This is a genomic window from Bradyrhizobium sp. CCBAU 45394 (assembly GCF_028128655.1).
GTDB classification, from domain to species: domain Bacteria; phylum Pseudomonadota; class Alphaproteobacteria; order Rhizobiales; family Xanthobacteraceae; genus Bradyrhizobium; species Bradyrhizobium diazoefficiens.
The window spans coordinates 58176-82751 of the sequence record NZ_LBIX01000175.1; the positions used below are offsets into that span (position 1 = coordinate 58176).

Here is a 24576-nt window from a genome sequence, read left to right on the forward strand (position 1 = left end):
TTGGTCTTCGCACCATGCCGGATCGGACGTTCCATGGCTTTTGCGGACGGTTGATTTTCGCCTGAGACGACTTTGATTTTTGCTTGAGACGACAGAAACGTGCGATTTTGCTTTGAAAACAATGTGCTCGACGGCGACCTGCGCGAACTGACCTGCGCCGGGGTCGCCGTGCCGTTGCAGCCCCAGGTGTTCGATCTGCTGCTCTACCTCGTGGCGCAGCGGGCCCGAGTGGTCAGCAAGGATGACCTGATCAGCCAGATCTGGAGTGACCGGATCGTCTCGGATTCCGCCCTGAACAGCCGGATCAATGCCGCGCGCAAGGCGCTCGGCGACGACGGCGCGACTCAGCGGCTGATCAAGACGATCCCGCGCAAGGGCTTTCGGTTCGTCGGCGAGGTCCGGGAAGATGTGGCAGTCACACTCGCGCCTGCGGAACCCGCCCCGGCCCCGGCACGCACTGTTGCGGACCGCCCGGCGATCGCGGTGCTCGCCTTCGAGAACATGAGCGGCGATCCCGAGCAGGACTATTTCGGCGACGGGATCAGCGAGGACATCCTCACCGCCCTGTCGAAGCAGCGCTGGTTCATGGTGATCGCCCGCAACTCGTCCTTCATCTACAAGGGACGCGCGGTCCACATCAGGCAGATCGCCGAGGAGCTCGGCGTCCGCTACATCGTCGAAGGCAGCGTGCGCAAGGCGGACAAGCGGGTGCGCATCACCGCCCAGCTCAACGACGCGGCGTCAGGCAGCCATCTCTGGGCCGAGCGCTATGACCGCGAGCTCGTCAACGTCTTCGCCGTGCAGGACGAGATCACCAACGCGATCGTCGCGGCGATCGAGCCGCAGATCCACGCAGCGGAGAATTTTCGCAGCCATCGCAAGCCGCCCGCGAGCCTCGACGCCTGGGATCTGTTGATGCGCGCGCTGTCGCACTACTGGCGCGTGACGCGGCAGGATCACGAGGCCGCACAGGCGCTGCTCGAGCGCGCGATCGGGATCGATCCGAATTACGGCCAGGCGCTGTCGGTGCTGGCGGCGAACCACATGTTCGGCGCGCATCTCGGCTGGGTCGAACTGGCCAGGGTGGCGCCAATAGCGGAAGCCGCCGCGCTGGCCGCGGTGCGCTGCGATCATGAGGACGCCTGGGCGCATACCGGGCTCGGCAGCGTCTACTTCTCGACGCGCAGGCTTGCGGACGCGCTGTCCGAGTTCGAGCAGGCGCTCGCGCTCAATCCGAACTTCTCGCTGGCGCAGGGCTATTACGCGCTGGCGCTGTCCTATGCCGGGCGATCGAAGGACTCGTTCGAGGCGGCGCAGAGGGCAATCCGGCTCTCACCGCGCGACCCGTCGCTGGCGATCTATCACGGTATCGCCGGCTATGCGCGCTTCACCGAACGGCGCTATGACGAGGCCATCGCGCTCGCGCGCGAGGCCATCCGCCATCGCGGCGACCTCACCGGCGCCTATCGCGTGCTCGCCGTCTCCGCCGGCATGACCGGCGACGGGATGCTTGCGGAGATGGCGCTGGGCGAGCTCCGCCGCACCCAGCCGGGCATCTCGCTGCACTGGATCGAGACGCAACTGCCATGGGCCAGTGACGCCGATCGCGAGCACTATCTGGAAGGATTCCGCCGGGCGGGGTTGCGGTGACACCTCTTGCCTTCCCTTGAACGGCAGGGGAATAGCATTTGAGAGCGGTTCCTGCGGCCATCCTTCGAGACGCCCGCCTGGCGGGCTCCCCAGGATGAGGACGGAATTCGCGGCAACAGCTTCAACGGGCACGGTGCTGCATAGCCTCATCCTGAGGAGACCGCTGGAAGCGGTCGTCTCGAAGGACACGGCGTGCGGTGAGGCCCCTCCAGGGGAAGGTAAGAGCGCGGCGGCGCTACACGCGCTTCCGGCGCAGATGGACGATGACGTCGAGCCGCGCGATCTCGTGGCCGGGAAGCGCCTCGGGAATCCTGGTGAAGGCGAGGCCATCGGCGACGTCGACCAGCACATCCTCGCCTTCGAGGTAGAAGTGCGGATGCACGGATGTGTCGGTATCGAAGAACGACTTGATGCCGTCGGCCGCGATCCGGCGCAACAGGCCGGCTTCGGTGAACTGGTTCAGCGTATTATAGACGGTCGCGAGCGACAGATAAGCGTTCGCCGCCAGCGCCTCTTCATAAAGCCCCTCGGCGGTCACATGACGATGGCCGCGCAGGAACAGCAACCGGCCGAGCGCCAAGCGCTGGCGCGTTGGCCGGAGGCCCGCATCAACAAGCAATTGCAGACAGCACTGCACGCCCTCATCCGGCTCCGGTCCGACGACGTCAGGTCCGCTGTCGTCGCCCGCGGGGATATTCGTGGCCTGCATGTCCATCGATCGTCTCACGGCTGAAAGAACCAGGGCACGCAACGCGGCGTCCGGCCAGTTGCCATTCGATCGCAGAAGCGGCGGCTTGGCTTTGATCCGGATCAAACCCGGAAGCGGTCGCCTCTGACCTATCGCAAGGCGGCCCAGTCTATTCCCGGTCACAATGCAGCGATATCGATGAGGCTCACATGTCCAGGCCGGTTCCCGACAAGGCAGAGATCGCGCTCGAATATCCCGACAAGTTCTATGTCGGCACCTTCGAGCATTCATCGCGCTTCGAGGCGCGGCTCGACGGCAGCGGCGTTGCGCTCGTGCTGCAACATCCGGGCGCGGCCGATGAGCGCAAATCGGTGCACCTGCACATCAATTTCGGGCTGCTCGCCGGCATCCTGCGGGAGCTCGCCGGCAACGTCGCCGCACTCCCCAAGGACGACATCGCGCACCGCGAACAGCTCGCAGACGCGCTCGACGAGTTGCGACGGGCGCTGCGGACGCCCTGAAGGCTATTTCGTTTTCACCTGGATCGGCTTCGGTGCCGGCACCGCCGCCCATTCCTTGTCGGCGCGCGGGCCGTTGAGATCGCCGGTCAGGCCGACGAGCTGACCGGGCAGCACGTCGAGGGTCTGCTGCCAGGTCTGGGTCTGGCACAGGAACTTGATCAGGCAGCCCTTGAGCTTGAGACGATCAGGAGATTCGCGCCACAGCGAGACCGAATAGAACTTGCCGTCCTCCGCATTGTAGATGTCGCCGGCAAACCGTCCCTCGGGCGTCGCCTGCAAGCCCATGATGAGCTGGTGGCCGAGCAGCGCGCGGGCGCGCTTGTCCGCATCGGGGTTTTCCTTGTCGCGATAGGGCTGGCCGCGCTTGTCGGCCGGCTCCTTCATCCAGACGATGAAGCCGCAGATGCGCTCGCGCGACGGACCGCAGCGTTCGAGCCGGATGCGGGCGCGGCCGTCCTCGACCAGCCAGGTGCCGCTGGGATCGGTGGGCGCGGCAGCGCCGGCGCGGCCGCCGACGATCATCATCATGACCGTGATCGCGACGCGCAGCACGAAGCGAAGAAGAATGTCCATCTGCGATGCCTTTCGTTGCGCGGGTTGCCGCGTCAGTTCAGTTGCGCCATCAGCGCGTCGGCGCCCTTCTCGAGGCCGGCGGTGGCGGCTGCGAGCGCGCCGACGCTGGCCTTGATGTCGTAGGCGCCCGGGTATTGCTTGGTGACGTAGGCAGAGAGCAGGCGCGAGGTGGCGGCGTCGAAGATCTCGACGCCATAGACGACCGAGCCGGTCATCGTCCCCTCGCCGTCGCGCGCGGCCTGCACGCCGTTGTAGACGGCACCGGCGAGGTCGAAGCGCGAGAGCGTGCCGAGCACCGGCGTGTTGGTGACGGCGCCGGTGAGCGTCAGCCTGATCCGCAACGTGTTCGGTCCGCGCTCGCGCACCAGCGCGAAACGGCCGCGCAGCCGCTCGGCGAAGGAGTTCTGCATGTAGGCGGCGAGCGTTGCCTTGTCCTTGTCGGACATGTCGCCGAACTGATGATCCTTGCCGCGGTAGAGCACGACGGGATCCAGGATCACTTTATTATATGCGCGCCAGTCGACCGGCGTGGAATAGCGGTAGGGCACGCGGCCGGAGGCGTCCGACTTGTCCGGGGCCATGTAGGCCGACGACGCCATCTCCGAATAGGGCACGGGCGCGACCGAGGCGCAGCCGGCCGCGGCCGCGCAAAGCACCAGCGTTCCCAGACCGCGCAGGGCGATCGAGCGATCCATTCCAGACTCCTCTAGCGGCTTTCAGCAAAGGCGATGGGGACCGCAGCCGCGTTTTGGGACCAGACGCGGCTGCGGCGCTCACCATTGCCGGCCCAAGGCATCGTCCGCGGCCATTTCAGACGCCTTGGGCCGTCTCAGTGTTTCCGTTTATAAAACCGACCAGTTGGTTTGTAAAGTACGGAAATGACGCGTTGGCACATTTGGCCGCAGGCGCGGATTTGGGCAGGCGCCGGTCGGAATTCGTTAACGGTGAATCAGGCGCGCTTGCGCGGGGTCGGGGCCTTTGCCGCCGATGGCGTTCCGGACTTGGCCGCGGACTTGGTGCGTGTCGTGGCGGGCTGTCCGAGGCCGGTCCACTGTGCGTCGTCGAGCAGGCGCGCGAACAGTCGCTGGTGCTCGTCCTTGCTGAGCGGAGACATGCCGAATAGCGAGCTCAGCAGCAGCCCGAGCGCCCCGGCCCAGCGCAGCATCGCGAGGTCGGGGTCGGCGGCTTCTTCCTTGATCGCCGCCATCCTCTTCATTTCGAGTTCGCGCGGCAGCGCCATCAGGTCAGGATTTTCGACCATGGCCGCAACCAGGGCCAGCGCGGCAGAATTCGGCGAGGTCGCCGCTTCCCGGATCGTGGCGAGCTGGGTCGCCAGATTGGGATTTGCCGAGGTCCCGCTCACCTTTGCCATATAGCGGATCGAGAACTCCTCGAAATGCGCCATCTGCCGCTCGAGCAACGCCTTCAGCACCGCCTCCTTGGTGCGGAACTGATGCATCACGCCGCCCTTGCTGAGGCCGCTCTCGCGGGCGATGGCATCGAGCGTCAACCGGCCCGGCCCGTCGCGCGCGATGATGGCGATGGCCGCTTCGAGCGCAGCGTTGCGGGACCGTTCGGAGCGCGTGGCATTGTCCATGGCCGACTTGTCTCCACGACAGGATAATGAATCAAGTGAAAACAGGACGCGCTGTACATTTTTTGTGCGAACACTGTCGAGACTTTCATCTTGCGGCGCCGAATGGGACTATGTGAGCCTCGATACCGGATGGGGACTGGGATGGGCCGGCCGTAGCTTTGCGCGCCATGACGTGCGAAGCGTCTACGGCTGGCCTCGCTTGAGAAAGATACGACATGCCAAAACGAGTGTTGCTTGGTCTCCTCCTGGCTTGCGGCCTCACGGCCTCGGCACTGGCGCAAGAGCCGAAAACGGGGGGTGTGATCAATGCCGTGATCCAGCCCGAGCCGCCCGGCCTGATGCTTGCGATGGTCCAGAACGGCCCGGTCCAGATGGTGTCCGGCAACATCTTCGAGGGCCTGCTGCGCTACAGCCCCAAGCTCGAGCCGCAGCCGGAACTCGCCGAGAGCTGGACCGTGAGCGAGGACGCCAAGACCTACACCTTCAAGCTCAAGAAGGGCGTCACCTGGCATGACGGCAAGCCCTTCACCGCCGCCGACGTGCTGTTCTCGATCGAGATGCTGAAGCAGACCCACGCGCGCGCCCGCAACAACCTCGGGCAGGTCGACAAGGTCGAGGCGCCCGACGATTACACGGTGGTGTTCACGCTGAAGCAGCCGTTCGGCCCGTTCCTCGGTATCTTCGAGGTCGGCTCGATGCCGATGGTGCCGAAGCATCTCTATGACGGCACCGACTGGAAGACCAACCCCTACAACAACGCCCCGGTCGGCACCGGCCCCTTCATGTTCAAGGAGTGGCAGAAGGGCTCGTTCATCCGCCTGGTCAAGAACCCGAACTACCACGAAAAGGGCAAACCCTATCTCGACGAGATCTACTGGCAGGTCATTCCCGACGCCGCCGCGCGCTCGGTGGCGTACGAGACCGGCAAGGTCGACGTGCTGCCCGGCGGCTCGGTCGAGAATTTCGACGTGCCGCGGCTGTCCAAGCTGAAGGACACCTGCGTCACCGGCGCCGGCTGGGAGTTCTTCTCGCCGCTGGCCTGGCTATGGCTGAACAACCGCCAGGGCCCGCTCGCGGACAAGCGGGTGCGGCAGGCGATCATGTTTGCGATCGACCGCGATTTCGCCAAGGACGTGATCTGGAACGGGCTCGGCAAGGTCGCGACCGGCCCGTCCGCCTCGACCATCAAATACTACACCGACGACGTGCCGAAATATCCGTACGATCCGGCCAAGGCCAAGGCGCTGCTGAAGGAAGCCGGCTACAAGGGCGAGAAGATCCGCCTGTTGCCGCTCGCCTATGGCGAGACCTGGCAACGCTGGGGTGAAGCCGTGAAGCAGAACCTCCAGGACGTCGGCATGAACATCGAGACGATCGCCACCGACGTTGCCGGCGGCAACCAGAAGATCGGCGACTGGGACTACGACATCGCCTTCACCTATCTCTACCAGTACGGCGATCCGGCCCTCGGCGTCGGGCGCAACTACGTCTCCAGCGCCATCGCCAAGGGCCAGGTGTTCAACAATGTCGAGGGCTACTCCAACCCGGAGATCGACAAGCTGTTCGCCGATGGCGCCGTCGCGACCCCGGATTCCAAGCGCAAGGAGATCTACGAGAAGGCGCAGAAGATCCTGGTCGAGGACGTGCCGGTGGCCTGGATGCTCGAGCTGCAATTCCCGACCATCATGCGCTGCAAGGTCAAGAACCTGATCACCACCGGCATCGGCGTCAATGACGGCTTCAAGGACGCATGGCTCGACAAGTGATGGCAGGCGCTCCGAACTCCCCTTACCTCTCCCGCTTGCGGGAGAGGTCGCTACGCTCGAAGAGCGTAGCGGGTGAGGGTTCTCTCCTCTTGGCAATCCCTCCGCGGAAGCACCCCCTCCCCTGCCCTCCCCCGCAAGCGGGAGAGGGAGTGCACCGTGATCGCGGTGACACGCACCTCAATCTCACTGCGTTATAGATATGCTCTCCTTCGTCGCTCAGCGTGTCGTGAAGGGCGTGATCGTCCTGCTCGCGATCGTCGTCCTCAATTTCTTCCTGATCCGGCTTGCGCCCGGCGATCCCGCGGTCGTGATGGCGGGCGAGGCCGGCGCCAGCGACCAGATCTTCGTCAAGCAGCTCCGGGAAAAGTTCGGCCTCGACAAGCCGCTGCCCGAGCAGCTCTTCATCTACGTCAAGGGCGTCGTCACCCTCGACCTCGGCTTCTCCTTCCGCCAGCAGGCGCCGGTGTCGAAGCTGATCCTCGAACGGCTGCCGGCGACCCTGTTGCTGACGCTGACCGCCTTCGCGATCTCGCTGATGCTCGGCGTCCTGTTCGGCAGCTTTGCGGCGCGCTTTGCCGGAACCTTTCTCGACACCGGCATCACCGTGTTCGCCCTGATCTTCTACGCCATGCCGATCTTCTGGGTGGCGCTGATGGGTATCCTCCTGTTCTCGGTCACCTTCGATTGGCTGCCGAGCTTCGGCTACGAGACGGTCGGCGCCAACCTCACCGGCCTTGCCCACGCGGTCGACGTCGCAAAACACCTGATCATGCCGGCGATGACGCTCGGCCTGTTCTTCATGGCGACTTATACCCGCATGACACGCGCCTCGATGCTGGAGGTGAAGCGGCTCGACTTCGTCAAGACCGCGCGCGCCAAGGGCCTCTCCGACGCCGTGATCCAGCGCCGCCACGTGCTGCGCAACGCGCTGCTGCCCGTCGTGACGCTCGCCGGCGTGCATTCCGGCACGCTGATCGGCGGCGCCGTCATCACCGAGACCGTGTTCGCCTGGCCCGGCATCGGGCGCCTGATGTACGACGCGCTGCTGCAGCGGGACTACAACCTCCTGCTCGGCGTGTTCGTGATCTGCTCCGCCATGGTCCTGATCTTCAACCTCATCACCGACCTGGTCTATCGGCTGGTCGATCCGCGCATCGAATTCGCCTCATGAAACAGTTCTGGAAATCGATGCTGAAGAGCCCGAGCGGCGTCATCGGCCTCATCATCCTGTTGCTTGCGATCGGAATCGCGGTGTTCGGACCGATGCTGTTCCCGAACTCGCCCTGGCGCATGGTACAGCGGCCGTTCCTGCCGCCGTTCACGCTCGGGGCCGTGCCGCTCGGCACCGACGCGCTCGGCCGCGACGTGTTCGCCGGCATGATCTTTGGCGCACGCGTGTCGCTGCTGGTCGGCCTCGTCTCGACGCTGGTGGCGCTGGTCGTCGGCGTGCCGATCGGCGCCATGGCCGGCTATTTCGGCGGCAAGGTCGACGACGCCCTGATGCGCTTCACCGAATTCTTCCAGACCATTCCGAGCTTCGCGCTGGCGATCGTGCTGGTCGCGATCCTGCAGCCCTCGATCTATTCGATCGTGGCCTCGATCGCGGTGGTGAGCTGGCCGCCGGTCGCCCGCCTCGTGCGTGGCGAGGTGCTTTCGCTGCGCACGCGCGAATATGTCCAGGCCGCCGTGGTCACCGGCCAGAGCAACACCTGGATCATCCTGCGCGAGATCCTGCCCAATGCGCTGTCGCCGGTGATCGTGCTGGCCTCGCTGATGGTGGCGACCGCGATCCTGCTGGAGTCCTCGCTGGCCTTCCTCGGCCTCGGCGATCCCAATCTGATCTCCTGGGGCTACATGGTCGGCGCCGGCCGCACCGTGATCCGCCAGGCCTGGTGGATCACGGTGTTTCCCGGCGTCGCCATCCTGATCTCGGTGCTTGGGCTGAACCTGATCGGCGAAGGTCTCAACGACGCGCTCAATCCGCGCCTGTCGCGGGAGGGACGCTGACGATGACCGCCCCGCCCGCCGTCTCCATCAAGAACCTGCAGATCGCATTGCCCAAGGGCGCCGAACGTGCCTTCGCCGTCGACGGCGTCTCGCTCGACTTGCGGCCCGGCAAGATCGTCTGCGTCGTCGGCGAATCCGGCTCCGGCAAGTCGATGTGCGCGCATGCGCTGATGGGACTTCTGCCCGACACGGTCTCGGTCACATCAGGCGAGATCCAGTTCGAGGGCCGCGACCTGCTCAAGCTGGATGACGACGGCTGGCGCGACCTGCGCGGCCGCCGGCTGGCGATGATCTTCCAGGAGCCGATGACCGCGCTCAATCCCTTGATGCGGATCGGCGACCAGATGGCCGAGATGTTCGAGGCCCACGGCCTGCTCTCGCCGAAGGAGCGGCGCGCAAGAGCGCTGGCGCTGGCACGCGAGGTCGGCCTGCCCGACCCCGAGCGCATCGTCCGCGCCTATCCGCACCAGCTCTCCGGCGGTCAACGTCAGCGCGCCATGATCGCGATGGCGCTCGCGCTCGAGCCGGCGGTGCTGGTGGCGGACGAGCCGACCACCGCGCTCGACGTCACCACGCAGGCGCAGATCCTGAAGCTGATCCGCAACCTCCAGCGCAACCGCAACATGGCGGTGATGTTCATCACCCACGATTTCGGCGTGGTCGCCGACATCGCCGACCAGGTCGTGGTGCTCCGGCATGGCAAGGTGATCGAGGAAGGCCCGGCGGCGACCGTCTTCAACGAGCCGCAGCACGACTACACCAAGGCGCTGCTCGCGGCCGTGCCGTCGATGGATCCGCCGGCGCGCGAGCCCCTCGACGACCAGGCCAGGGCCGTCGAGGTGATCGGGCTGGACAAGACCTACGTCACATCAGGGGGCTGGTTTCGCGAGGACCGCCGCGTCGATGCGGCGCGCGCGGTCAACTTCAACATCCTCAAGGGCGAGACGCTCGGCCTCGTCGGCGAATCCGGCTCGGGCAAGTCGTCGGTGGCGCGCCTCGTGATGCGGCTGATCGAAGCCGACCGCGGCACGGTGCGGATCGGCGAGACCGATCTCACCTCACTCTCGGGCAAGGCACTGCGCACCGAGCGCCATCGTATCCAGATGATCTTCCAGGATCCGTTCGCCTCGCTCAATCCGCGCCGCAAGATCGGCCACATCATCGCCGACGGCCCGATCGCGGCCGGCATCGATCCGAAGGTCGCCTTCGAGCGCGCCCGCGATCTGCTAAAGATGGTGGGCCTCGACGCCGGGGCACTCGAACGCTATCCGCATGAATTCTCCGGCGGCCAGCGCCAGCGCATCGGCATCGCGCGCGCGCTCGCGCTCGAGCCCGAGATCATCGTCGCCGACGAGGCCGTCTCCGCGCTCGACGTCTCGGTGCAGGCGCAAGTCTTGCGGCTGCTCGAAGACCTCAAGGCGCGCCTCGGCCTCTCCATGCTGTTCATCACCCACGATCTGCGCGTCGCCGCCCAGATCTGCGACCGCATCGCGGTGATGCAGCGCGGCGCCATCGTCGAGCTGAAGCCGACCGCGCAGCTGTTCGCCGCGCCCGAGCACGCCTATACGCGCGAGCTGCTCGCGGCAGTGCCGGGGCGGAAGGAGTGCGCGCCGGCGGCGTGACGCAAACGGTATCCGGTTCGCCCCCAAAGACGATTGGACCGAATCGAACCGCATCTGCCGCAACGGCGCGGTCACGCGCTTTTTATTCCTCGTGACCGCCCGCACAGCTGCAAAGCGCCGGGCCGCACCCCACATCGGTTTGGAATGATTCCCATCATCTGATGATGGTCGCCAAACTCTTCGGAGCCAAACATGGGCCAGGTTATTCAATTTGTCTCGAGATCCGAGCGCGAACGATTGCGCCTCATCCAGGAGGCACGCGCGATCTATGACAGCATCTTCCCGCCCGCTGATCCGGTCAGCGAGCGGCACGACACGACCACGATCGGGCGCGCCGTCGGCGGCGGCAACGTGGAAAATCTGTCGTGATCAAGATCATTGCCGTGCTTTGCAGCCTCTCCTCTCCCGCCAATTGTCACGAGCAGATCGTCACCACGTCGGACTTCGCCGACGTTTCGATGCAGTCCTGCATGATGGGCGCGCCGCAGCTTGCCGAATGGATGAACCAGCATCCGGCCGAGCGCCTCGCGGGATGGCGTTGCGTGATCGGGCAACAGGGTGGCCGTGGCGCCTGAGGTGCGCCTTCTGGCTCTTTTCCATCCCTTATTATATGATATAGATCATTCCATGAGGTTTGGAGGCGCTCGGTGGAGGACGACAAAGCCGGCAAACCGGCCATCGAATACGGTGTCGTGCCCATCGACGTGATGGCATCGATGTCTGGGCTTGATTTTGTCCGCGCGATCTTCTCCGGGGAATTGCCCGAACCGCCGATCATGCAGACGGTCGAGCCGTTCGACTGCAGGGCCGAACCTGGAATTGTCGTGATCCACAGCGTGCCGGGCCTGCGTCACTACAACCCGATCGGCTCGGTCCATGGCGGCTACGCCGCGATATTGCTGGATTCCGCAATGGGGCTGGCGGTGCAGACCACCCTGCCCGGCGGGACCGGCTACACGACGCTGGAATTCAAGATTTCGTTCGTGCGCGGCATGAGCGAGGCCAGCGGCGTGATCCGCACCGAAGGCCGCGTACTGAACGCCGGCCGCCGCGTCGCGACCGCCGAAGCGCGCATCACCGATACGAAGGGCCGGCTGCTAGCGCACGCGACGACGACCTGCCTTGTGTTCGGCATTGAGAAGGGCGGCGCGGAGAGCTGACGGGCGATGCAATCGCTCATCACCGCGGGTTGGTATTGCTCCAGGTCGGGACCGAATTGGTCACGCCGACCGACGGCCAGTTGTACGTTCCGATCGACGGCGCCGTGACCGTGCCGACCGTCTGTCCGGACGATCCGTAAGCGGGCCTGCCCTGCGTCGCCGGCAATCCGGCGCTGCCATAGGCCGGGGCCACCACACTGGTGCTGTAATATCGGCTCGAGCGGTGCTTCTTCGCCTCAGCCGCGAACGGCGCGGCAAGCAGTCCGGTCGTGATGAGCGCGGCAATGGCGAGTTTGACGGTTGTCATGGCTGATCCCTTCATCGCTAGGGCCCCGCTGTGTCATCTGTTCATTCGCCGGAAGATTTCCATGGGCACTCCGTTCATAACTCCGTGCGCACACAAAGGTACCGGAGCCCGGGGGCTGCGCTCGCTGCCTTCGGATGGACCCGAATCAGCGCTAGTGCATTGCCATAAGCAGCTCCCCTGAACGCGATTGACATGACCGGCCCCGAACTGAAGCAACTCCGCGCCGACCTTTCCGATGCCCTCGAGCGCAAGCTCACTGCGGCCGACATGGCCAGGCTATGCGGATTGCCGGAGAACGGCGGCGCCGACACCATCCGGCGCTGGGAGGTCAGCGGCCCGACGCCGTCGGCGACCAAGGTGCTGCGCGTGCTCGCGATGGCGAGCGAGCGCTATCCGATCCTGGAGAAGTTCGACATCTTCGATCGCCACGACGTGCGCGAGGAAGACCGGCCGGCAAAGCGCGCGGCATTCCGCGCGCAGATGCGCGATGAAGCACGGCGGCGTCTTGGTTAACAAGAACCGCACGCAAGTTACCGGGAAGAGGCGACGTTAAACCTTCCTTCAGCATTTCTTAAGTCGCCATTAAGCACGAAAATCATTTGCAGCCCAATACGTTAGGTTGGCTGCCGCTGTGCCACGGATGTGACAGCATTTTCGTCAAAAGCGAGCTATCTGCAAAACCAACGACGGCGCGGAAAGCGCGCCTGCCGGGGACCTAAGTGTTGGAGTTTGGACTATGAAAAAGATTCTGTTTGCGACCGTCGCGCTGCTCGTGGTGGGCGCCGCTGCGCCGGCCGTCGGCGCCGATCTCGGCAACCGCAACTACTACAAGGCGCCCGCGCCGGCCTATGTCGCGCCGATCTACAACTGGACGGGATTCTATCTCGGCGCCCATGTCGGCGGCGCGTTCTCCAGCGACAACAATTTCAACGGCCTCTCCACCGGCAACAACGGCAACGGCCGTTTCCTCGGCGGCGTGCAGGTCGGTGCCGACTGGCAGTTCAACCCGAACTTCGTGGTCGGCGTCGAAGGCCAGTATTCCTGGCTCTCCGGCAGCGTCGGCGCGGTGTTTCCGGGCGGCGTCGCCTACACCAACGACCAGCGCGGCCTCGGCTCGATCACCGGCCGCGTCGGCTACACCTGGGGTCCGGGCCTCCTCTACGTGAAGGGCGGCTACGCCTATTCGGACAACAACGAGAAGGTCACCGTCGGCGGCGTGCCGACCGGCTTCATCATCGATGGCGATCATCGCAACGGCTACACCGTCGGCGCCGGACTCGAATACATGTTCGCGCCGAACTGGTCGGCCAAGGCCGAGTACCAGTACTACAATTTCGGCGACGCGCACTTCACCGCGGGCCCGCTGGCGGGCACCGGCAACTTCACCACCGACGACCACACCTTCAAGGCGGGCGTCAACTATCGCTTCAACTGGGCCAATTCGACGGTCGCGCGCTACTGATCGGTTAGCAAAACCTTATCCTGACGAAGGGCCGGCCCCGTTGCCGGCCCTTCTTTTTTCGCCCTGCGGAACCAGCGCAAGCAATTGCACCAATTGCGATTTTTTTAACCGGCCCCGCCGATACTGCCCGCCACAAAACAGAAGCAAGAGCGTGGGGGAAGTTCGATGGCGATCCGTCTGGGCGTTGGCCGTTTGCTTGGCCGTTTGAGACCTCGTTTCAAGATGCCGACATGGGGCGTGCGCGGCAGCCTGTTCACGGCCTTCGCGGTGATCGCGGGCATGGGCCTCGTGATCGCGGCCGGCGCCGGCCTGGCGCTGCAGAATCTCGGCGGGCGCATGACTGAACTGAGCGGGCGGGACATTCCGCGCCTCGCCGCCAGCCTGCAATTGTCGGCCCTGAGCGCGAGCCTTGCGGCACAGGGACCGGCCCTGCTTGCGGCTCAAAGCGAGGACGCCCTGAACGAGCGCACCAAGAAGCTCAGGGAATTGCAGGAGCAGACGCAGCAGAAACTCAACGAGATCATCGAGCTCGGCGGCGACAAGGCCGTCGTCTCCGGACTCAGCGAGACGATGAAGAGCATCAACGAGGCGGCCCAGAGCCTGGCCAAGGCCGCCCGCGAACGGCTGGACATTGCCGCCCTCCATGACAAGCAATATGACGCGCTGCGCAGCGCCCAGGGCGCCTTCGTGGGCGCGGCCAGTCCGGCGATGCTGGACGCGCAGACCCGGGTCAACGCCATTCTCGGCTCGGCCAACCTGTCGGCCGAAGATGCCACCGAAGCCGCGCAAACCGTCGGCCAGCTCGGCAACGTCGTCGCCAGCGGCAATCTCGCAGCCGCCGACATGAGCGCGGCGCTGTCGGCGAACACGAGCGACAAGCTCGATGACATCCAGAAGGAATTCAAGACGGCACAAGGACGCCTGCGGTCGAACCTCGATCTGCTGTCGGACAATGAGGGCAACAAGATGCTGCGCGCGACGGCGGAAAAGCTGCTCGCGCTCGGCACCGGCAAGACCGGCGTGTTCAATCTGCGCGAGAAGGAGCTCGACTCCATCGACTACGGCCAGACCATCCTGGACGAGACGCGTAAGCTCAATGTCGGCCTCGGCATCAGCGTGCAGCAGCTCGTCGACGGCGTGCAGAAGGAGACCAACGCGTCGACCTTCCAGGCGCGGCAGGAGATCTCGCTCGCGACGTCGGTCATGCTGGCGCTGGGCGCGCTGATGCTGGTCGGCTCGGCGCTGTTCGTCTGGCTCTATGTCGGCCGCAACATCCTGCGCCGGATCACTGGCCTCCAGCGCGCCATGCAGTCGCTCTCGGCCGGCGATCTCGACACCGAGATCGCGCGTGCCAAGCACAATGACGAGATCGGCACGATGACCGACACGCTGACCGTGTTCCGCGATAGCATGGTCGAGGCCCGCGCGCTCGCGAGCGAACAGGACAAGGACCGCGTCGCCAAGGCCGAGCGTGCCGCTCGCATGGAGGCGAAGATCGCCGAATTCGAGAGCACGGTGCGCTCCGCGCTCGACAATCTGGCGCAGTCCGCCAATTCGATGCAATCGACCGCGCAGAGCATGTCGACCACCGCCGACCAATCCAACGCGCTGGTCAACGCGGTCGCCTCCGCGGCCGAAGAGACCTCGGTCAACGTGCAGACCGTGTCGTCAGGCACCGAGCAGCTGTCGTCCTCGATCGCCGAAATCAGCCGCCAGGTGGTCACCTCGGCCGGGATCGCCAAGAAGGCCGTGGACGAAGCCGGCGCGACCGACGCCACGGTGCAGAGCCTCGCCGACAGCGCGAGCCGCATCAGCGTCGTGGTCGATTTGATCCAGACCATCGCCTCGCAGACCAATCTGCTCGCGCTCAACGCCACCATCGAGGCGGCACGCGCGGGCGAGGCCGGCCGCGGCTTCGCGGTGGTCGCCTCCGAGGTGAAGAGCCTCGCGAGCCAGACCGCGAAGGCGACCGAGGAGATCCGCACCCAGATCGCCAGCATGCAGGACGTGACGACCTCGGCGGTCGGCGCCATCCAGGGCATCGGCCGGATCATCGGCGAGATCAACGACGTCACCACGACGATCGCTGCGGCTGTCGAAGAACAGGGCGCGGCGACCCGCGAGATCGCGCGCAACATCCAGCATGCCGCTGGCGGCACCAGCGAGGTTTCCAGCAACATCGTCGGCGTCTCCACCGCCTCCGCCGAAGCCGGCGCTGCGGCGAGCGAAGTGCTGGGCGCCTCCGACGCACTGCGCCGCGAGGCCGACCTGCTGCGCGGGGAGATCGACGCGTTCCTCAACAGCATGCGAGCGGCCTGATTGTCATTCCGGGGCGGCGCAAAGCGCCAAACCCGGAATCTCGCGCGACGACCTCCAGATTCCGGGTTCGCGCTCACGCGCACCCCGGAATGACCGGCATTTTTGGGCTGCGCTCCATCCGGGTCACGGAAAAATCCGGCCCGGAATGACCGCTATGCGAGCCACCCCCGCGTCCTTTTTCGGCTGGCGCGGCGCGCCCGGCGGGTTTAAGTCGGTAGCATGAACGCGAAGACCGACACCGTGCAGTCCTCCGCGGAGGCCCTGCGTTATCCCTGGGACCAGCATCCCGGCCCCGACGAGGTCGTGGAGGTGAAGCCCGGCGTATTGTGGGCGCGGCTGAAGCTGCCGTTCCGCCTCAACCATGTGAACATCTACCTGCTCGCCGACGGCGACGGTTACGCCATGGTCGACGCCGGCTTCGGCAACGAGGAGACGATCGAGGCCTGGACGAAGCTGTTCGACGGCCCGCTCAAGGGCGTCAACATCACGCGCCTGATCGTCACTCACTCCCACCCCGATCATGTCGGGCTTGCGGGGTGGATCGTCGAGCGGTTCAACTGCCCGCTGGTGATGTCGCAGGTCGAATATCTGCAATCGGTCTATCACCAGAATCGCGGCACCGAGGAGCGACGCGAAGCGCAGCGGCTGTTCTTCCGCCGCCACGGCATGGACGAGTCGCTCACCGAAAAGCTGCTCGGCCGCGGCCAGGACTATCTCAAGCGCGTCTCGGTGCTGCCTCCGTCCTACCGCCGCATCTCGCATGGCGACGACGTCGTGATCGGCACGCGCCGCTTCAAGGTGATCACCGGCGGCGGCCACGCGCTCGACCAGGTGATGCTGTATTGCGCCGACGACAAGCTGTTCCTTTCCGCCGACCAGGTGCTGAGCAAGATCTCGCCGAATGTGAGCGTGTGGGCTGTCGAGCCCGACCAGAACTCGCTCGGCGAATATCTGGCTTCGCTCGCCAGCCTCACCACGACGCTACCCTATGATTTGCTGGTGCTGCCCGGCCACGGCGTGCCGTTCTACGGATTGAAGACCCGCATCAAGCAGCTCGCCGACCACCACGAGGAGCGCTGCCGCCTGATCGCGGAAGCCTGCCGCGAGGTGCCGCAGACCTCGCGCGCCTTGGTGCCCGTGGTGTTCAACAAGCACGTGCTGGACGAACACCAGATGGGTTTTGCCGCCGGCGAACTGGTCGCCCACGTCAACTACATGATCGTCGAGGGCCGGCTGACGGCGGAGACCAAGGACGGCGTGCTGCAGTTTCGGACGACGTGATTTTTTTCGCCTCTCCCCGCCTGCGGGGAGAGGCCGGAATTCGCGAGTAGCGCGGATCCCGGGTGAGGGGGACTCTCCACGAGTCCGACTGTCACCGTCCGTGCGGAGACTCCCCCTCACCCCAACCCTCTCCCCGCAAGCGGAGCGAGGGAGCAGACCGTCGCTGCGGCAGCATTTCACTTCATATTCATATTCGCAATCGCGTGCAGCGCCGCGATGTAGCCGAACGGCCCCAGCCCGCAGATCACGCCGGTCGCCACGAACGAGATCTTGGAGTGCCGGTGATATTCGTCACGGGCGTGGATGTTGGAGATGTGGACTTCCAGCACCGGGCCTTCGAATGTCTTGATCGCGTCCATGATCGAGACCGAGGTGAAGGACAGGCCGGCCGGGTTGATGACGATCGCATCGGCGTCCTGCCGCGCCGACTGGATCAGGTCGACCAGCACGCCTTCATGGTTCGACTGGTGGAAGGCGAGCTTGAGCCCGAGCTTCGCGGCGGCTTCCTCGCAGCTCGCATTGACCTCTGCGAGCATCGTGGTGCCGTAGATGTGCGGCTCGCGGATGCCGAGCATGTTGAGGTTGGGACCGTTGAGGATCATCACGCGCTTCATGGGAGGGTCCTTTCGAATGATAATCTGCTGAATTGTGTTGCCGAGCCCAGGCAGCCCCAGGCTGCCATGTCGGCCCCTCCCGGTACTTACCGCAAAGCAGCATTACACAAGCCGGTGAGTTCTTTGATCGGGATCAAGTTTCAAATCGCACGATAGGGCATTTTGCCCAAATGCCCTCCAGGGCCAAATGTGGGATAGCGCATAGACATTGGAGCTGGAAAAGCTCTAAGAAGATGCGCCCCTTGGTCAGGTTCCGTTGCAGGTTTGCCGATGGATTACAGCCAGTTCTTCAATTCCGCCCTCGATCGCCTCCACACTGAGCGGCGCTATCGCGTGTTCGCCGATCTGGAACGCATGGCGGGCCGGTTTCCGCATGCGATCTGGCACTCGCCCAAGGGCAAGCGCGACGTCGTGATCTGGTGCTCCAACGACTATCTCGGCATGGGTCAGCATCCGAAGGTCGTCGGCGCCATGGTCGAGACCGCAACGCGCGTCGGCACCGGCGCGGGCGGCACCCGCAACATCGCCGGCACGCATCATCCGCTGGTGCAGCTCGAGGCCGAGCTCGCCGATCTCCACGGCAAGGAAGCCGCGCTGCTGTTCACCTCGGGCTACGTCTCGAACCAGACCGGCATCGCGACGATCGCAAAGCTCATTCCGAACTGCCTGATCCTGTCGGACGAGCTCAACCACAATTCGATGATCGAGGGCATCCGCCAGTCCGGTTGCGAGCGGCAAGTGTTCCGCCACAACGATCTCGCCGACCTCGAAGCGCTGTTGAAGGCGGCGGGTCCGAACCGGCCGAAGCTGATCGCCTGCGAGAGCCTCTATTCCATGGACGGCGACGTCGCTCCGCTCGCCAAGATCTGCGATCTCGCCGAGAAATATAACGCGATGACCTATGTCGACGAAGTCCACGCGGTCGGCATGTACGGCCCGCGCGGCGGCGGCATCGCCGAGCGTGACGGCGTCATGCATCGCATCGACATTCTCGAAGGCACGCTGGCCAAGGCGTTCGGCTGCCTCGGCGGCTACATCGCCGCCAACGGCCAGATCATCGACGCCGTGCGCTCCTATGCGCCGGGCTTCATCTTCACCACCGCGCTGCCGCCGGCGATCTGCTCGGCCGCGACCGCCGCGATCAAGCACCTGAAGACCTCGAGCTGGGAGCGCGAGCGCCACCAGGACCGCGCCGCCCGGGTCAAGGCGATCCTCAACGCCGCCGGTCTCCCGGTGATGTCGAGCGACACCCACATCGTGCCGCTGTTCATCGGCGATGCCGAGAAGTGCAAGCAGGCCTCCGACCTCCTGCTCGAAGAGCACGGCATCTACATCCAGCCGATCAACTATCCGACCGTCGCCAAGGGCTCCGAGCGCCTGCGCATCACGCCCTCGCCCTATCACGACGACGGCCTGATCGATCAACTCGCCGAAGCCCTGTTGCAAGTGTGGGACCGCCTCGGCCTGCCGCTCAAGCAAAAGTCGCTGGCGGCGGAGTAGGTTTTTCTTCGCCTCTCCCCGCTTGCGGGGAGAGGCCGGATCGCATCGCCAGATGCGATCCGGGTGAGGGGGAGTCTCCGCGAGTCCAGCTGCCACCGTCCCCGCGGAGAGCCCCCCTTACCCCACCCTCTCCCCGCAAGCGGGGCGAGGGAGAGCAGGCAGCTCGCCCTACGGCTTAACGACGACGCCAGTTCCCGCCCCTTCCGGGCATTTCGCTGTCGCTTGCGCCCACCCAACGCGCTAGATTTGCAGGGAAAATGAGACCGGGCGCCGTCGCGCCCAGGGAGAAGCACGCTCGCCATGCTGCACGACTGGGGCGTGATTGCCGCCGCCTTTGGCTATATCGGCTTCCTGTTCCTGGTGGCGAGCCACGGCGACCGCCGCTCGCCGGCCGGGCCAGGCCGCGCCTCCGGCCTGATCTATCCGCTGTCGCTGGCGATCTACTGCACCTCCTGGACCTTCTTCGGCTCGGTTGGCTTCGCCACCCGCACCTCGACCGACTTCCTCGCCATCTATGTCGGCCCGATCCTGATGATCGGCCTCGGCGCCGGCGTGCTGCGCCGCGTGATCCAGCTCGCCAAGGCCCACAACATCACCTCGATCGCCGACTTCATCGGCGCCCGCTACGGCAAGAGCCAGGCGGTGGCGGCGACCGTGGCGCTGATCGCCATCATCGGCTCGGTGCCCTACATCGCGCTCCAGCTCAAGGCGGTCGCCTCCTCGCTGGAGACGATCCTGAGCGAGGATCAGGCCTTCTCCCACATCCCGATCCTTGGCGACATGGCGTTGATGGTGACGCTGGCGATGGCGGCCTTCGCCGTGCTGTTCGGCACGCGGCAGACCGACGCCACCGAGCACCAGCACGGCCTGATGCTGGCGGTCGCGACCGAATCCATCGTCAAGCTGGTCGCCTTTCTCGCCGCCGGCATCTTCGTCACATTCTGGATGTTCTCGCCGCATGAATTGATCGAGCGCGCGATGAAGACGCCGGAGGCGGTGCGCGCCATCAACTACTCGCCGTCGATCGGCAACTTCCTGACCATGACGCTGCTGTCGCTGTGCGCGGTCATGCTGCTGCCGCGCCAGTTCCATGTCAGCGTGGTGGAGAATTCCTCCGATGCCGAGGTCGGCCGCGCGCGCTGGCTGTTCCCGCTCTATCTCGTCGCCATCAATCTGTTCGTGATCCCGATCGCGATCGCCGGCCTCGTCAGCTTTCCGTTCGGCACGGCCGATCCTGATATGTACGTGCTGGCGCTGCCGATGGCGGGCGGCGCGGATCTGCTCAGCGTCGCCATCTTCGTCGGCGGCCTGTCAGCGGCGACCGCGATGGTGATCGTCGAATGCGTCGCGCTTTCCATCATGGTCTCCAACGACCTCGTGGTGCCGCTGGTGCTGCAACGGCGGCCGGAGGGGCGCACCGGCGGCGCCGATTTCAGCGACTTCCTGCTGCGCTCGCGGCGGCTCGCGATCTTCGCCATCATGGTGATGGCCTATTTCTACTACCGCGCGCTCGGCAATACCCAGCTCGCAGCGATCGGCCTCTTGTCCTTTGCCGCCATCGCCCAGCTCGCGCCGAGCTTCTTCGGTGGGCTGCTGTGGCGGCGGGCGACCGCGCGCGGCGCGATCGGCGGCATGCTGGTCGGCTTCGCGGTGTGGCTCTACACGCTGTTCATTCCGAGCTTCATGGATTCCTCGACCGCAGGCATCCTGCTGCTCCAGCACGGCCCGTTCGGGATCGAGGTGCTGCGGCCGCAGGCGTTGTTCGGCGCCGACCTGCCGCCGCTGATGCATGGCGTCATCTGGTCGCTGTCGCTCAACATCCTCACCTATGTGCTGCTGTCGTTGGCACGGCGGCCTTCGTCCATCGAGCTGGTGCAGGCCGATCTGTTCGTGCCCAACACGCTCGCGCCGATCTCCCCGAATTTCCGCCGCTGGCGCACCACCGTCACCGTGCAGGACATCCAGACCACGGTCGCGCAATATCTCGGGCCCGACCGCGCCCGGCATTCGTTCGAGGCCTTCTCGGCCCGTCGCAATGTGCGGCTCGAGCCGGCAGCGCCCGCCGATTTCGAGCTGCTCCAGCACGCCGAGCACCTGATCGCCTCATCGATCGGAGCTGCGTCCTCGCGCCTCGTGATGTCGCTGCTGCTGCGCAAGCGGACGGTCTCCGCCAAAGCCGCGCTGAAGCTGCTCGACGATTCCCATGCGGCGCTGCATTTCAACCGCGAGATCCTGCAGACCGCGCTCAACCATGTGCGCCAGGGCATCGCGGTGTTCGACGCCGACCTGCAGCTGATCTGCTCCAACCGGCAGTTCGGCGATCTCCTCAACGTTCCCCCGCATTTCATCCAGTTCGGCACGCCGCTTCGCGAAATCCTGGAATTCATGGACGTGAGCAATCCGGCCGACCCGATCGAGCGCGAGGCCATGCTGGAGCGGCGGCTTGCCGCCTATACCATCGACAGCGAGCCCTATCTCGAGCGCCTGCCGGACCGCCATATGGTGATCGAGGTGCTCACCAACCGCATGCCCGGCAGCGGCTTCGTCATCACCTTCACCGACGTCACGCCCACCTTCGAGGCCGCGGAAGCGCTGGAGCGCGCCAACGCGACGCTGGAAAAGCGCGTGCGCGACCGCACCGAGGAGCTGACCCGGCTGAACTCGGAGCTGGCGCTGGCCAAGAGCACGGCGGAAGACGCCAGCATCTCCAAGACACGCTTCCTCGCCGCCGCCAGTCACGACATTCTCCAGCCGCTCAACGCGGCGCGGCTCTATGTCACCAGCCTGGTCGAACGCCAGCACAGCGGCGAGGAGACCCGGCTGGTCGAGAACATCGACGAATCGCTCCAGGCCATCGAGGAGATCCTCGGCGCGCTGCTCGACATCTCCAGGCTCGACGCCGGCGCGATGGCGACCTCGATCTCGAGCTTCAAGATGGCCGATCTGATGCGCTCGCTGGAGATCGAGTTCGCACCGATCGCGCGCGCCAAGGGCCTCGATCTCACCTTCGTGCCCTGCTCGCTGCCGGTCGAGTCGGACCGGCTCCTGCTGCGGCGCCTGCTCCAGAACCTGATCTCCAACGCGATCAAATACACCCCGCGCGGCCGCGTGCTGGTCGGCTGCCGCCGCCGCGGCGCCTCGCTCAAGATCTGCGTCTACGACACCGGCGTCGGCATCCCCACGGTCAAGCGCGGCGAGATCTTCAAGGAGTTCCACCGCCTCGAGCAGGGCGCGCGGATCGCGCGCGGCCTCGGCCTTGGCCTGTCGATCGTCGAACGGCTGGCGCGCGTGCTCAACCACGGCATCGCCATCGACGCCAATGTGGGCGGTGGCTCGGTATTCTCGGTGACGGTGCCGACGGCGAAGGCGATCACCCTCACCGCCGCGGTGACCAGCGCGACGCCGCTGGCGCGTACGCCGATCGCGGGCGCGCTGATCGTCTGCATCGAGAACGATGCGGCGATCCTCGACGGCATGCGCACGCTGTTGAAGGCCTGGGACGCGGAGGTGATCGCGGTCGCCGATCCCGAAGGCGCGATCGCGGCGATCGAAGTTGCGGGCAAGCGCGTCACCGGGCTGCTGGTCGACTATCACCTCGACCGCGGCAACGGCATCGCCGCGATCCGCGACATCCGCCGCCGCTTCGGCGACGCCATCCCTGCGATCCTGATCACCGCCGATCGCAGCCCCGCCGTGCAGCTGGGGGCGCGCGACGAGAAGATCGCGGTGCTGAACAAGCCGGTGAAGCCGGCCTCGCTGCGCGCCCTGCTCGGCCAGTGGCGCACGCAGCAGATGGTGGCGGCGGAGTGAGAGAAGCCCGTTGGCGAATGCCAGGCACGCCGTCGCAACTTACGGCGCAAGCCGCGTGAAGACGTAATCGCGGCTCTTGGCGCGAGCCTCGTGGCAGGCGAAGCAGGTGCGGTGCTGGGCCTCGTCGACCGGCTTGCCGTTGACGAAGCGGCCAAAGCCCCAGCCGCCGGTTGAGGCATATTTCCTGGAATCCTTGACCATCACCTGGATCGTGGTGGCAGCGCCGGGAATCGTCGCGGACGCGAATTCCGGTGACCGTTTCCGCTTCCAGGCGCGCTTGACCAGAATGGTGCCATCCGGGAACGGAAGCTTTCCGGCTTGATAGGCGTCGACTGCCACCTGGTTGCCGACGACCGCGCGAAGCTCGTCGAGCGGCGCGGCCTCTTCGGCCGGCGCGACCAGCTCCCATTGCCTGTAGCCCGCGGGAATCGTGACCCCGAAGATCGGCGAGGCATCTGCTGTCGCGGGGCCCTCCGCGAGCGCGATCGAGACGAGGTACGGCACGCAGGTCAGGAGAACGACCAGAAGAAGCGCGGCAAGCACGACCACCGTGCTGAAGGACAGTCTTTTCTTTGCAGGTTCAGTTGGCGTCATGACGCTTCATCAAGCTGGGATCTACGGATGAGCCTCGGTCCAGCCCGGCTGGACCGAGGTGCTGCCGGATCCTCAGGCGCCATCGGCGTCGATGACGGCCTTGGCAAAGGCCTGCGGTGCCTCCTGCGGCAGATTGTGGCCGATGCCGCCGGTGATCAGGCGATAGTCGTACCGGCCGGAGAATTTCTTGGCATAGACGCTGGGGTCGGGGTGCGGCGCACCGTTGGCGTCGCCTTCCATCGTGATCGTCGGCACGCTGATCAGCGGGGCCGCCGCGAGCTTCTTTTCGAGCTCCTCGTATTTCGCTTCGCCCTTGGCGAGCCCGAGCCGCCAGCGGTAATTGTGGATCGTGATCGCGACGTGATCCTTGTTGTCGAGCGCCGCGGCGCTGCGGTCGAAGGTGGCGTCGTCGAACTTCCACTGCGGCGAGGCGAGCTTCCAGATCAGTTTTGCGAAATCGTGCGTGTACTTCTCGTATCCGGCGCGGCCGCGCTCGGTCGCGAAATAGAACTGATACCACCATTGCAGCTCGGCCGACGGCGGCAGCGGCGCGCTGCCGGCAGCCTGGCTGGAGATCAGATAGCCGCTGACCGACACCAGCGCGCGGCAGCGCTCCGGCCACAGCGCGGCGATGATGTCGGCGGTGCGCGCACCCCAGTCGAAGCCGGCGACGACCGCCTTCTTGATGTCGAGCTTGTCCATCAGCGCGATGATGTCGACGGCCATTGCGGCCGGCTCGCCATTGCGCGGCGTCTCGCTGGAGAGGAAGTGCGTCGTGCCGTAGCCGCGCAGATAAGGAATGATCACGCGATAGCCGGCCTTTGCCAGGATCGGCGCGACATCGACGAAGGCATGAATGTCGTAGGGCCAGCCGTGCAGCAGGATCGCGACGGGACCGTTCGACGGGCCAGCCTCGGCATAGCCGGCATTGAGGACGCCGGCATCGATCTGCTTGATCGTACCGAACGACGCATTCGATGCGAGGGATCGCGGCGCTTCCGTTTCAGCGCGGGCAAGATCGATCACGCCAAGACCGGCGGCAACGGTTCCCGCGGCGACGCCAAAAAACTTGCGGCGATGCTGGTCGATGAGCTGCTTCATGATG

23 protein-coding genes are annotated in these 24576 nt (G+C 65.5%); 15 read left to right on the forward strand and 8 right to left on the reverse strand.

All coding sequences use genetic code 11. From position 1 onward, the window contains the following. The first annotated feature begins 99 nt into the window (after nt 1-99). Nucleotides 100-1650 (forward strand): winged helix-turn-helix domain-containing tetratricopeptide repeat protein, encoded by a 1551-nt coding sequence (locus tag WN73_RS35535; RefSeq protein WP_271556886.1) that lies wholly within the window; start codon nt 100-102, stop codon nt 1648-1650. A 235-nt stretch (nt 1651-1885) separates the two neighbouring features. Here WN73_RS35535 and irr read toward each other — a convergent pair whose 3' ends face one another. Further along, complete coding sequence (gene irr, locus WN73_RS35540; RefSeq protein ID WP_271556888.1) at nt 1886-2365, reverse strand: Fur family transcriptional regulator Irr; 480 nt, start codon at nt 2363-2365, stop codon at nt 1886-1888. 182 nt (nt 2366-2547) lie between these two features. On the opposite strand from irr, the gene WN73_RS35545 reads away from it, so the two are divergent. Continuing rightward, nucleotides 2548-2859 (forward strand): hypothetical protein, encoded by a 312-nt coding sequence (locus WN73_RS35545; protein ID WP_028173679.1) that lies wholly within the window; start codon nt 2548-2550, stop codon nt 2857-2859. 3 nt (nt 2860-2862) lie between these two features. On the opposite strand, the gene WN73_RS35550 is transcribed toward WN73_RS35545, so the two are convergent. The 3 genes from WN73_RS35550 to WN73_RS35560 form a co-directional block, all read right to left on the reverse strand. After that, nucleotides 2863-3432, reverse strand: coding sequence for a DUF2147 domain-containing protein (locus WN73_RS35550; RefSeq protein ID WP_028173680.1), 570 nt, complete (start codon nt 3430-3432; stop codon nt 2863-2865). Between the two features lie 32 nt (nt 3433-3464). Continuing rightward, complete coding sequence (locus WN73_RS35555) at nt 3465-4127, reverse strand: DUF3313 domain-containing protein (RefSeq protein WP_271556891.1); 663 nt, start codon at nt 4125-4127, stop codon at nt 3465-3467. Nucleotides 4128-4381: 254 nt separating this feature from the next. Next, on the reverse strand, nt 4382-5029 hold the full coding sequence (locus WN73_RS35560; protein ID WP_028173682.1) for a TetR/AcrR family transcriptional regulator: 648 nt from the start codon (nt 5027-5029) through the stop codon (nt 4382-4384). Nucleotides 5030-5244: 215 nt separating this feature from the next. Between WN73_RS35560 and WN73_RS35565 the strand changes: the two genes are divergently transcribed. From WN73_RS35565 to WN73_RS35595, 7 genes are all read left to right on the forward strand, one after another. After that, nucleotides 5245-6795, forward strand: a complete 1551-nt coding sequence (locus tag WN73_RS35565) for an ABC transporter substrate-binding protein (protein WP_011084030.1) — start codon at nt 5245-5247, stop codon at nt 6793-6795. A gap of 199 nt (nt 6796-6994) precedes the next feature. After that, complete coding sequence (locus tag WN73_RS35570; protein ID WP_011084029.1) at nt 6995-7966, forward strand: ABC transporter permease; 972 nt, start codon at nt 6995-6997, stop codon at nt 7964-7966. Further along, nucleotides 7963-8802 (forward strand): ABC transporter permease, encoded by an 840-nt coding sequence (locus tag WN73_RS35575; RefSeq protein ID WP_028173684.1) that lies wholly within the window; start codon nt 7963-7965, stop codon nt 8800-8802. The genes WN73_RS35570 and WN73_RS35575 overlap by 4 nt, the downstream gene beginning before the upstream one ends. Before the next feature lie 2 nt (nt 8803-8804). Beyond that, nucleotides 8805-10424 (forward strand): ABC transporter ATP-binding protein, encoded by a 1620-nt coding sequence (locus WN73_RS35580; RefSeq protein WP_028173685.1) that lies wholly within the window; start codon nt 8805-8807, stop codon nt 10422-10424. 192 nt (nt 10425-10616) lie between these two features. After that, entirely contained in the window at nt 10617-10793 is a 177-nt protein-coding gene (locus WN73_RS35585; RefSeq protein ID WP_166466026.1) for a hypothetical protein, read from the forward strand. Further along, a complete protein-coding gene (locus tag WN73_RS35590) occupies nt 10790-10999 on the forward strand; it encodes a hypothetical protein (protein WP_011084026.1) in 210 nt (69 codons plus the stop codon). The genes WN73_RS35585 and WN73_RS35590 overlap by 4 nt, the downstream gene beginning before the upstream one ends. Nucleotides 11000-11131: 132 nt before the next feature. Then, nucleotides 11132-11584, forward strand: a complete 453-nt coding sequence (locus WN73_RS35595) for a PaaI family thioesterase (protein ID WP_053815139.1) — start codon at nt 11132-11134, stop codon at nt 11582-11584. A 19-nt stretch (nt 11585-11603) separates the two neighbouring features. On the opposite strand, the gene WN73_RS35600 is transcribed toward WN73_RS35595, so the two are convergent. Beyond that, nucleotides 11604-11891, reverse strand: coding sequence for a hypothetical protein (locus WN73_RS35600; RefSeq protein ID WP_028173687.1), 288 nt, complete (start codon nt 11889-11891; stop codon nt 11604-11606). A 192-nt stretch (nt 11892-12083) separates the two neighbouring features. Here WN73_RS35600 and WN73_RS35605 point away from each other — a divergent pair, with 192 nt between their 5' ends. The 4 genes from WN73_RS35605 (at nt 12084) to WN73_RS35620 (ending at nt 16953) form a co-directional block, all read left to right on the forward strand. Then, nucleotides 12084-12404, forward strand: a complete 321-nt coding sequence (locus WN73_RS35605; RefSeq protein WP_011084023.1) for a hypothetical protein — start codon at nt 12084-12086, stop codon at nt 12402-12404. A gap of 223 nt (nt 12405-12627) precedes the next feature. Then, nucleotides 12628-13353, forward strand: coding sequence for an outer membrane protein (locus WN73_RS35610; RefSeq protein WP_011084022.1), 726 nt, complete (start codon nt 12628-12630; stop codon nt 13351-13353). A 165-nt stretch (nt 13354-13518) separates the two neighbouring features. Further along, nucleotides 13519-15672, forward strand: coding sequence for a methyl-accepting chemotaxis protein (locus WN73_RS35615; RefSeq protein WP_028173688.1), 2154 nt, complete (start codon nt 13519-13521; stop codon nt 15670-15672). A 219-nt stretch (nt 15673-15891) separates the two neighbouring features. Continuing rightward, nucleotides 15892-16953, forward strand: coding sequence for an MBL fold metallo-hydrolase (locus tag WN73_RS35620; RefSeq protein WP_011084020.1), 1062 nt, complete (start codon nt 15892-15894; stop codon nt 16951-16953). Nucleotides 16954-17129: 176 nt separating this feature from the next. Here WN73_RS35620 and aroQ read toward each other — a convergent pair whose 3' ends face one another. Next, on the reverse strand, nt 17130-17567 hold the full coding sequence (gene aroQ / locus WN73_RS35625; protein ID WP_028173689.1) for a type II 3-dehydroquinate dehydratase: 438 nt from the start codon (nt 17565-17567) through the stop codon (nt 17130-17132). Nucleotides 17568-17837: 270 nt separating this feature from the next. On the opposite strand from aroQ, the gene hemA reads away from it, so the two are divergent. Beyond that, entirely contained in the window at nt 17838-19067 is a 1230-nt protein-coding gene (gene hemA, locus WN73_RS35630; RefSeq protein WP_028173690.1) for a 5-aminolevulinate synthase, read from the forward strand. A gap of 300 nt (nt 19068-19367) precedes the next feature. Continuing rightward, nucleotides 19368-22877, forward strand: coding sequence for a PAS domain-containing hybrid sensor histidine kinase/response regulator (locus WN73_RS35635; protein WP_271556901.1), 3510 nt, complete (start codon nt 19368-19370; stop codon nt 22875-22877). Nucleotides 22878-22916: 39 nt separating this feature from the next. Here the strand turns inward: WN73_RS35635 and WN73_RS35640 are convergent, their stop codons facing one another. Then, nucleotides 22917-23471: a cytochrome P460 family protein gene (locus WN73_RS35640; protein ID WP_028173692.1), complete on the reverse strand. Its 555-nt coding sequence runs from the start codon at nt 23469-23471 to the stop codon at nt 22917-22919. Between the two features lie 72 nt (nt 23472-23543). After that, on the reverse strand, nt 23544-24572 hold the full coding sequence (locus tag WN73_RS35645; protein ID WP_028173693.1) for an alpha/beta fold hydrolase: 1029 nt from the start codon (nt 24570-24572) through the stop codon (nt 23544-23546). Nucleotides 24573-24576 lie beyond the last annotated feature (4 nt).

Bases quoted from the DNA above. Each gene is read 5' to 3' on its own strand.
- irr (WP_271556888.1), bottom strand. From the start codon at position 2,365: ATGGACATGCAGGCCACGAATATCCCCGCGGGCGACGACAGCGGACCT.
- WN73_RS35545 (WP_028173679.1), top strand. From the start codon at position 2,548: ATGTCCAGGCCGGTTCCCGACAAGGCAGAGATCGCGCTCGAATATCCC.
- WN73_RS35550 (WP_028173680.1), bottom strand. From the start codon at position 3,432: ATGGACATTCTTCTTCGCTTCGTGCTGCGCGTCGCGATCACGGTCATG.
- WN73_RS35555 (WP_271556891.1), bottom strand. From the start codon at position 4,127: ATGGATCGCTCGATCGCCCTGCGCGGTCTGGGAACGCTGGTGCTTTGC.
- WN73_RS35560 (WP_028173682.1), bottom strand. From the start codon at position 5,029: ATGGACAATGCCACGCGCTCCGAACGGTCCCGCAACGCTGCGCTCGAA.
- WN73_RS35565 (WP_011084030.1), top strand. From the start codon at position 5,245: ATGCCAAAACGAGTGTTGCTTGGTCTCCTCCTGGCTTGCGGCCTCACG.
- WN73_RS35570 (WP_011084029.1), top strand. From the start codon at position 6,995: ATGCTCTCCTTCGTCGCTCAGCGTGTCGTGAAGGGCGTGATCGTCCTG.
- WN73_RS35575 (WP_028173684.1), top strand. From the start codon at position 7,963: ATGAAACAGTTCTGGAAATCGATGCTGAAGAGCCCGAGCGGCGTCATC.
- WN73_RS35580 (WP_028173685.1), top strand. From the start codon at position 8,805: ATGACCGCCCCGCCCGCCGTCTCCATCAAGAACCTGCAGATCGCATTG.
- WN73_RS35585 (WP_166466026.1), top strand. From the start codon at position 10,617: ATGGGCCAGGTTATTCAATTTGTCTCGAGATCCGAGCGCGAACGATTG.
- WN73_RS35595 (WP_053815139.1), top strand. From the start codon at position 11,132: ATGGCATCGATGTCTGGGCTTGATTTTGTCCGCGCGATCTTCTCCGGG.
- WN73_RS35600 (WP_028173687.1), bottom strand. From the start codon at position 11,891: ATGACAACCGTCAAACTCGCCATTGCCGCGCTCATCACGACCGGACTG.
- WN73_RS35605 (WP_011084023.1), top strand. From the start codon at position 12,084: ATGACCGGCCCCGAACTGAAGCAACTCCGCGCCGACCTTTCCGATGCC.
- WN73_RS35610 (WP_011084022.1), top strand. From the start codon at position 12,628: ATGAAAAAGATTCTGTTTGCGACCGTCGCGCTGCTCGTGGTGGGCGCC.
- WN73_RS35615 (WP_028173688.1), top strand. From the start codon at position 13,519: ATGGCGATCCGTCTGGGCGTTGGCCGTTTGCTTGGCCGTTTGAGACCT.
- WN73_RS35620 (WP_011084020.1), top strand. From the start codon at position 15,892: ATGAACGCGAAGACCGACACCGTGCAGTCCTCCGCGGAGGCCCTGCGT.
- aroQ (WP_028173689.1), bottom strand. From the start codon at position 17,567: ATGAAGCGCGTGATGATCCTCAACGGTCCCAACCTCAACATGCTCGGC.
- hemA (WP_028173690.1), top strand. From the start codon at position 17,838: ATGGATTACAGCCAGTTCTTCAATTCCGCCCTCGATCGCCTCCACACT.
- WN73_RS35635 (WP_271556901.1), top strand. From the start codon at position 19,368: ATGCTGCACGACTGGGGCGTGATTGCCGCCGCCTTTGGCTATATCGGC.
- WN73_RS35640 (WP_028173692.1), bottom strand. From the start codon at position 23,471: ATGACGCCAACTGAACCTGCAAAGAAAAGACTGTCCTTCAGCACGGTG.
- WN73_RS35645 (WP_028173693.1), bottom strand. From the start codon at position 24,572: ATGAAGCAGCTCATCGACCAGCATCGCCGCAAGTTTTTTGGCGTCGCC.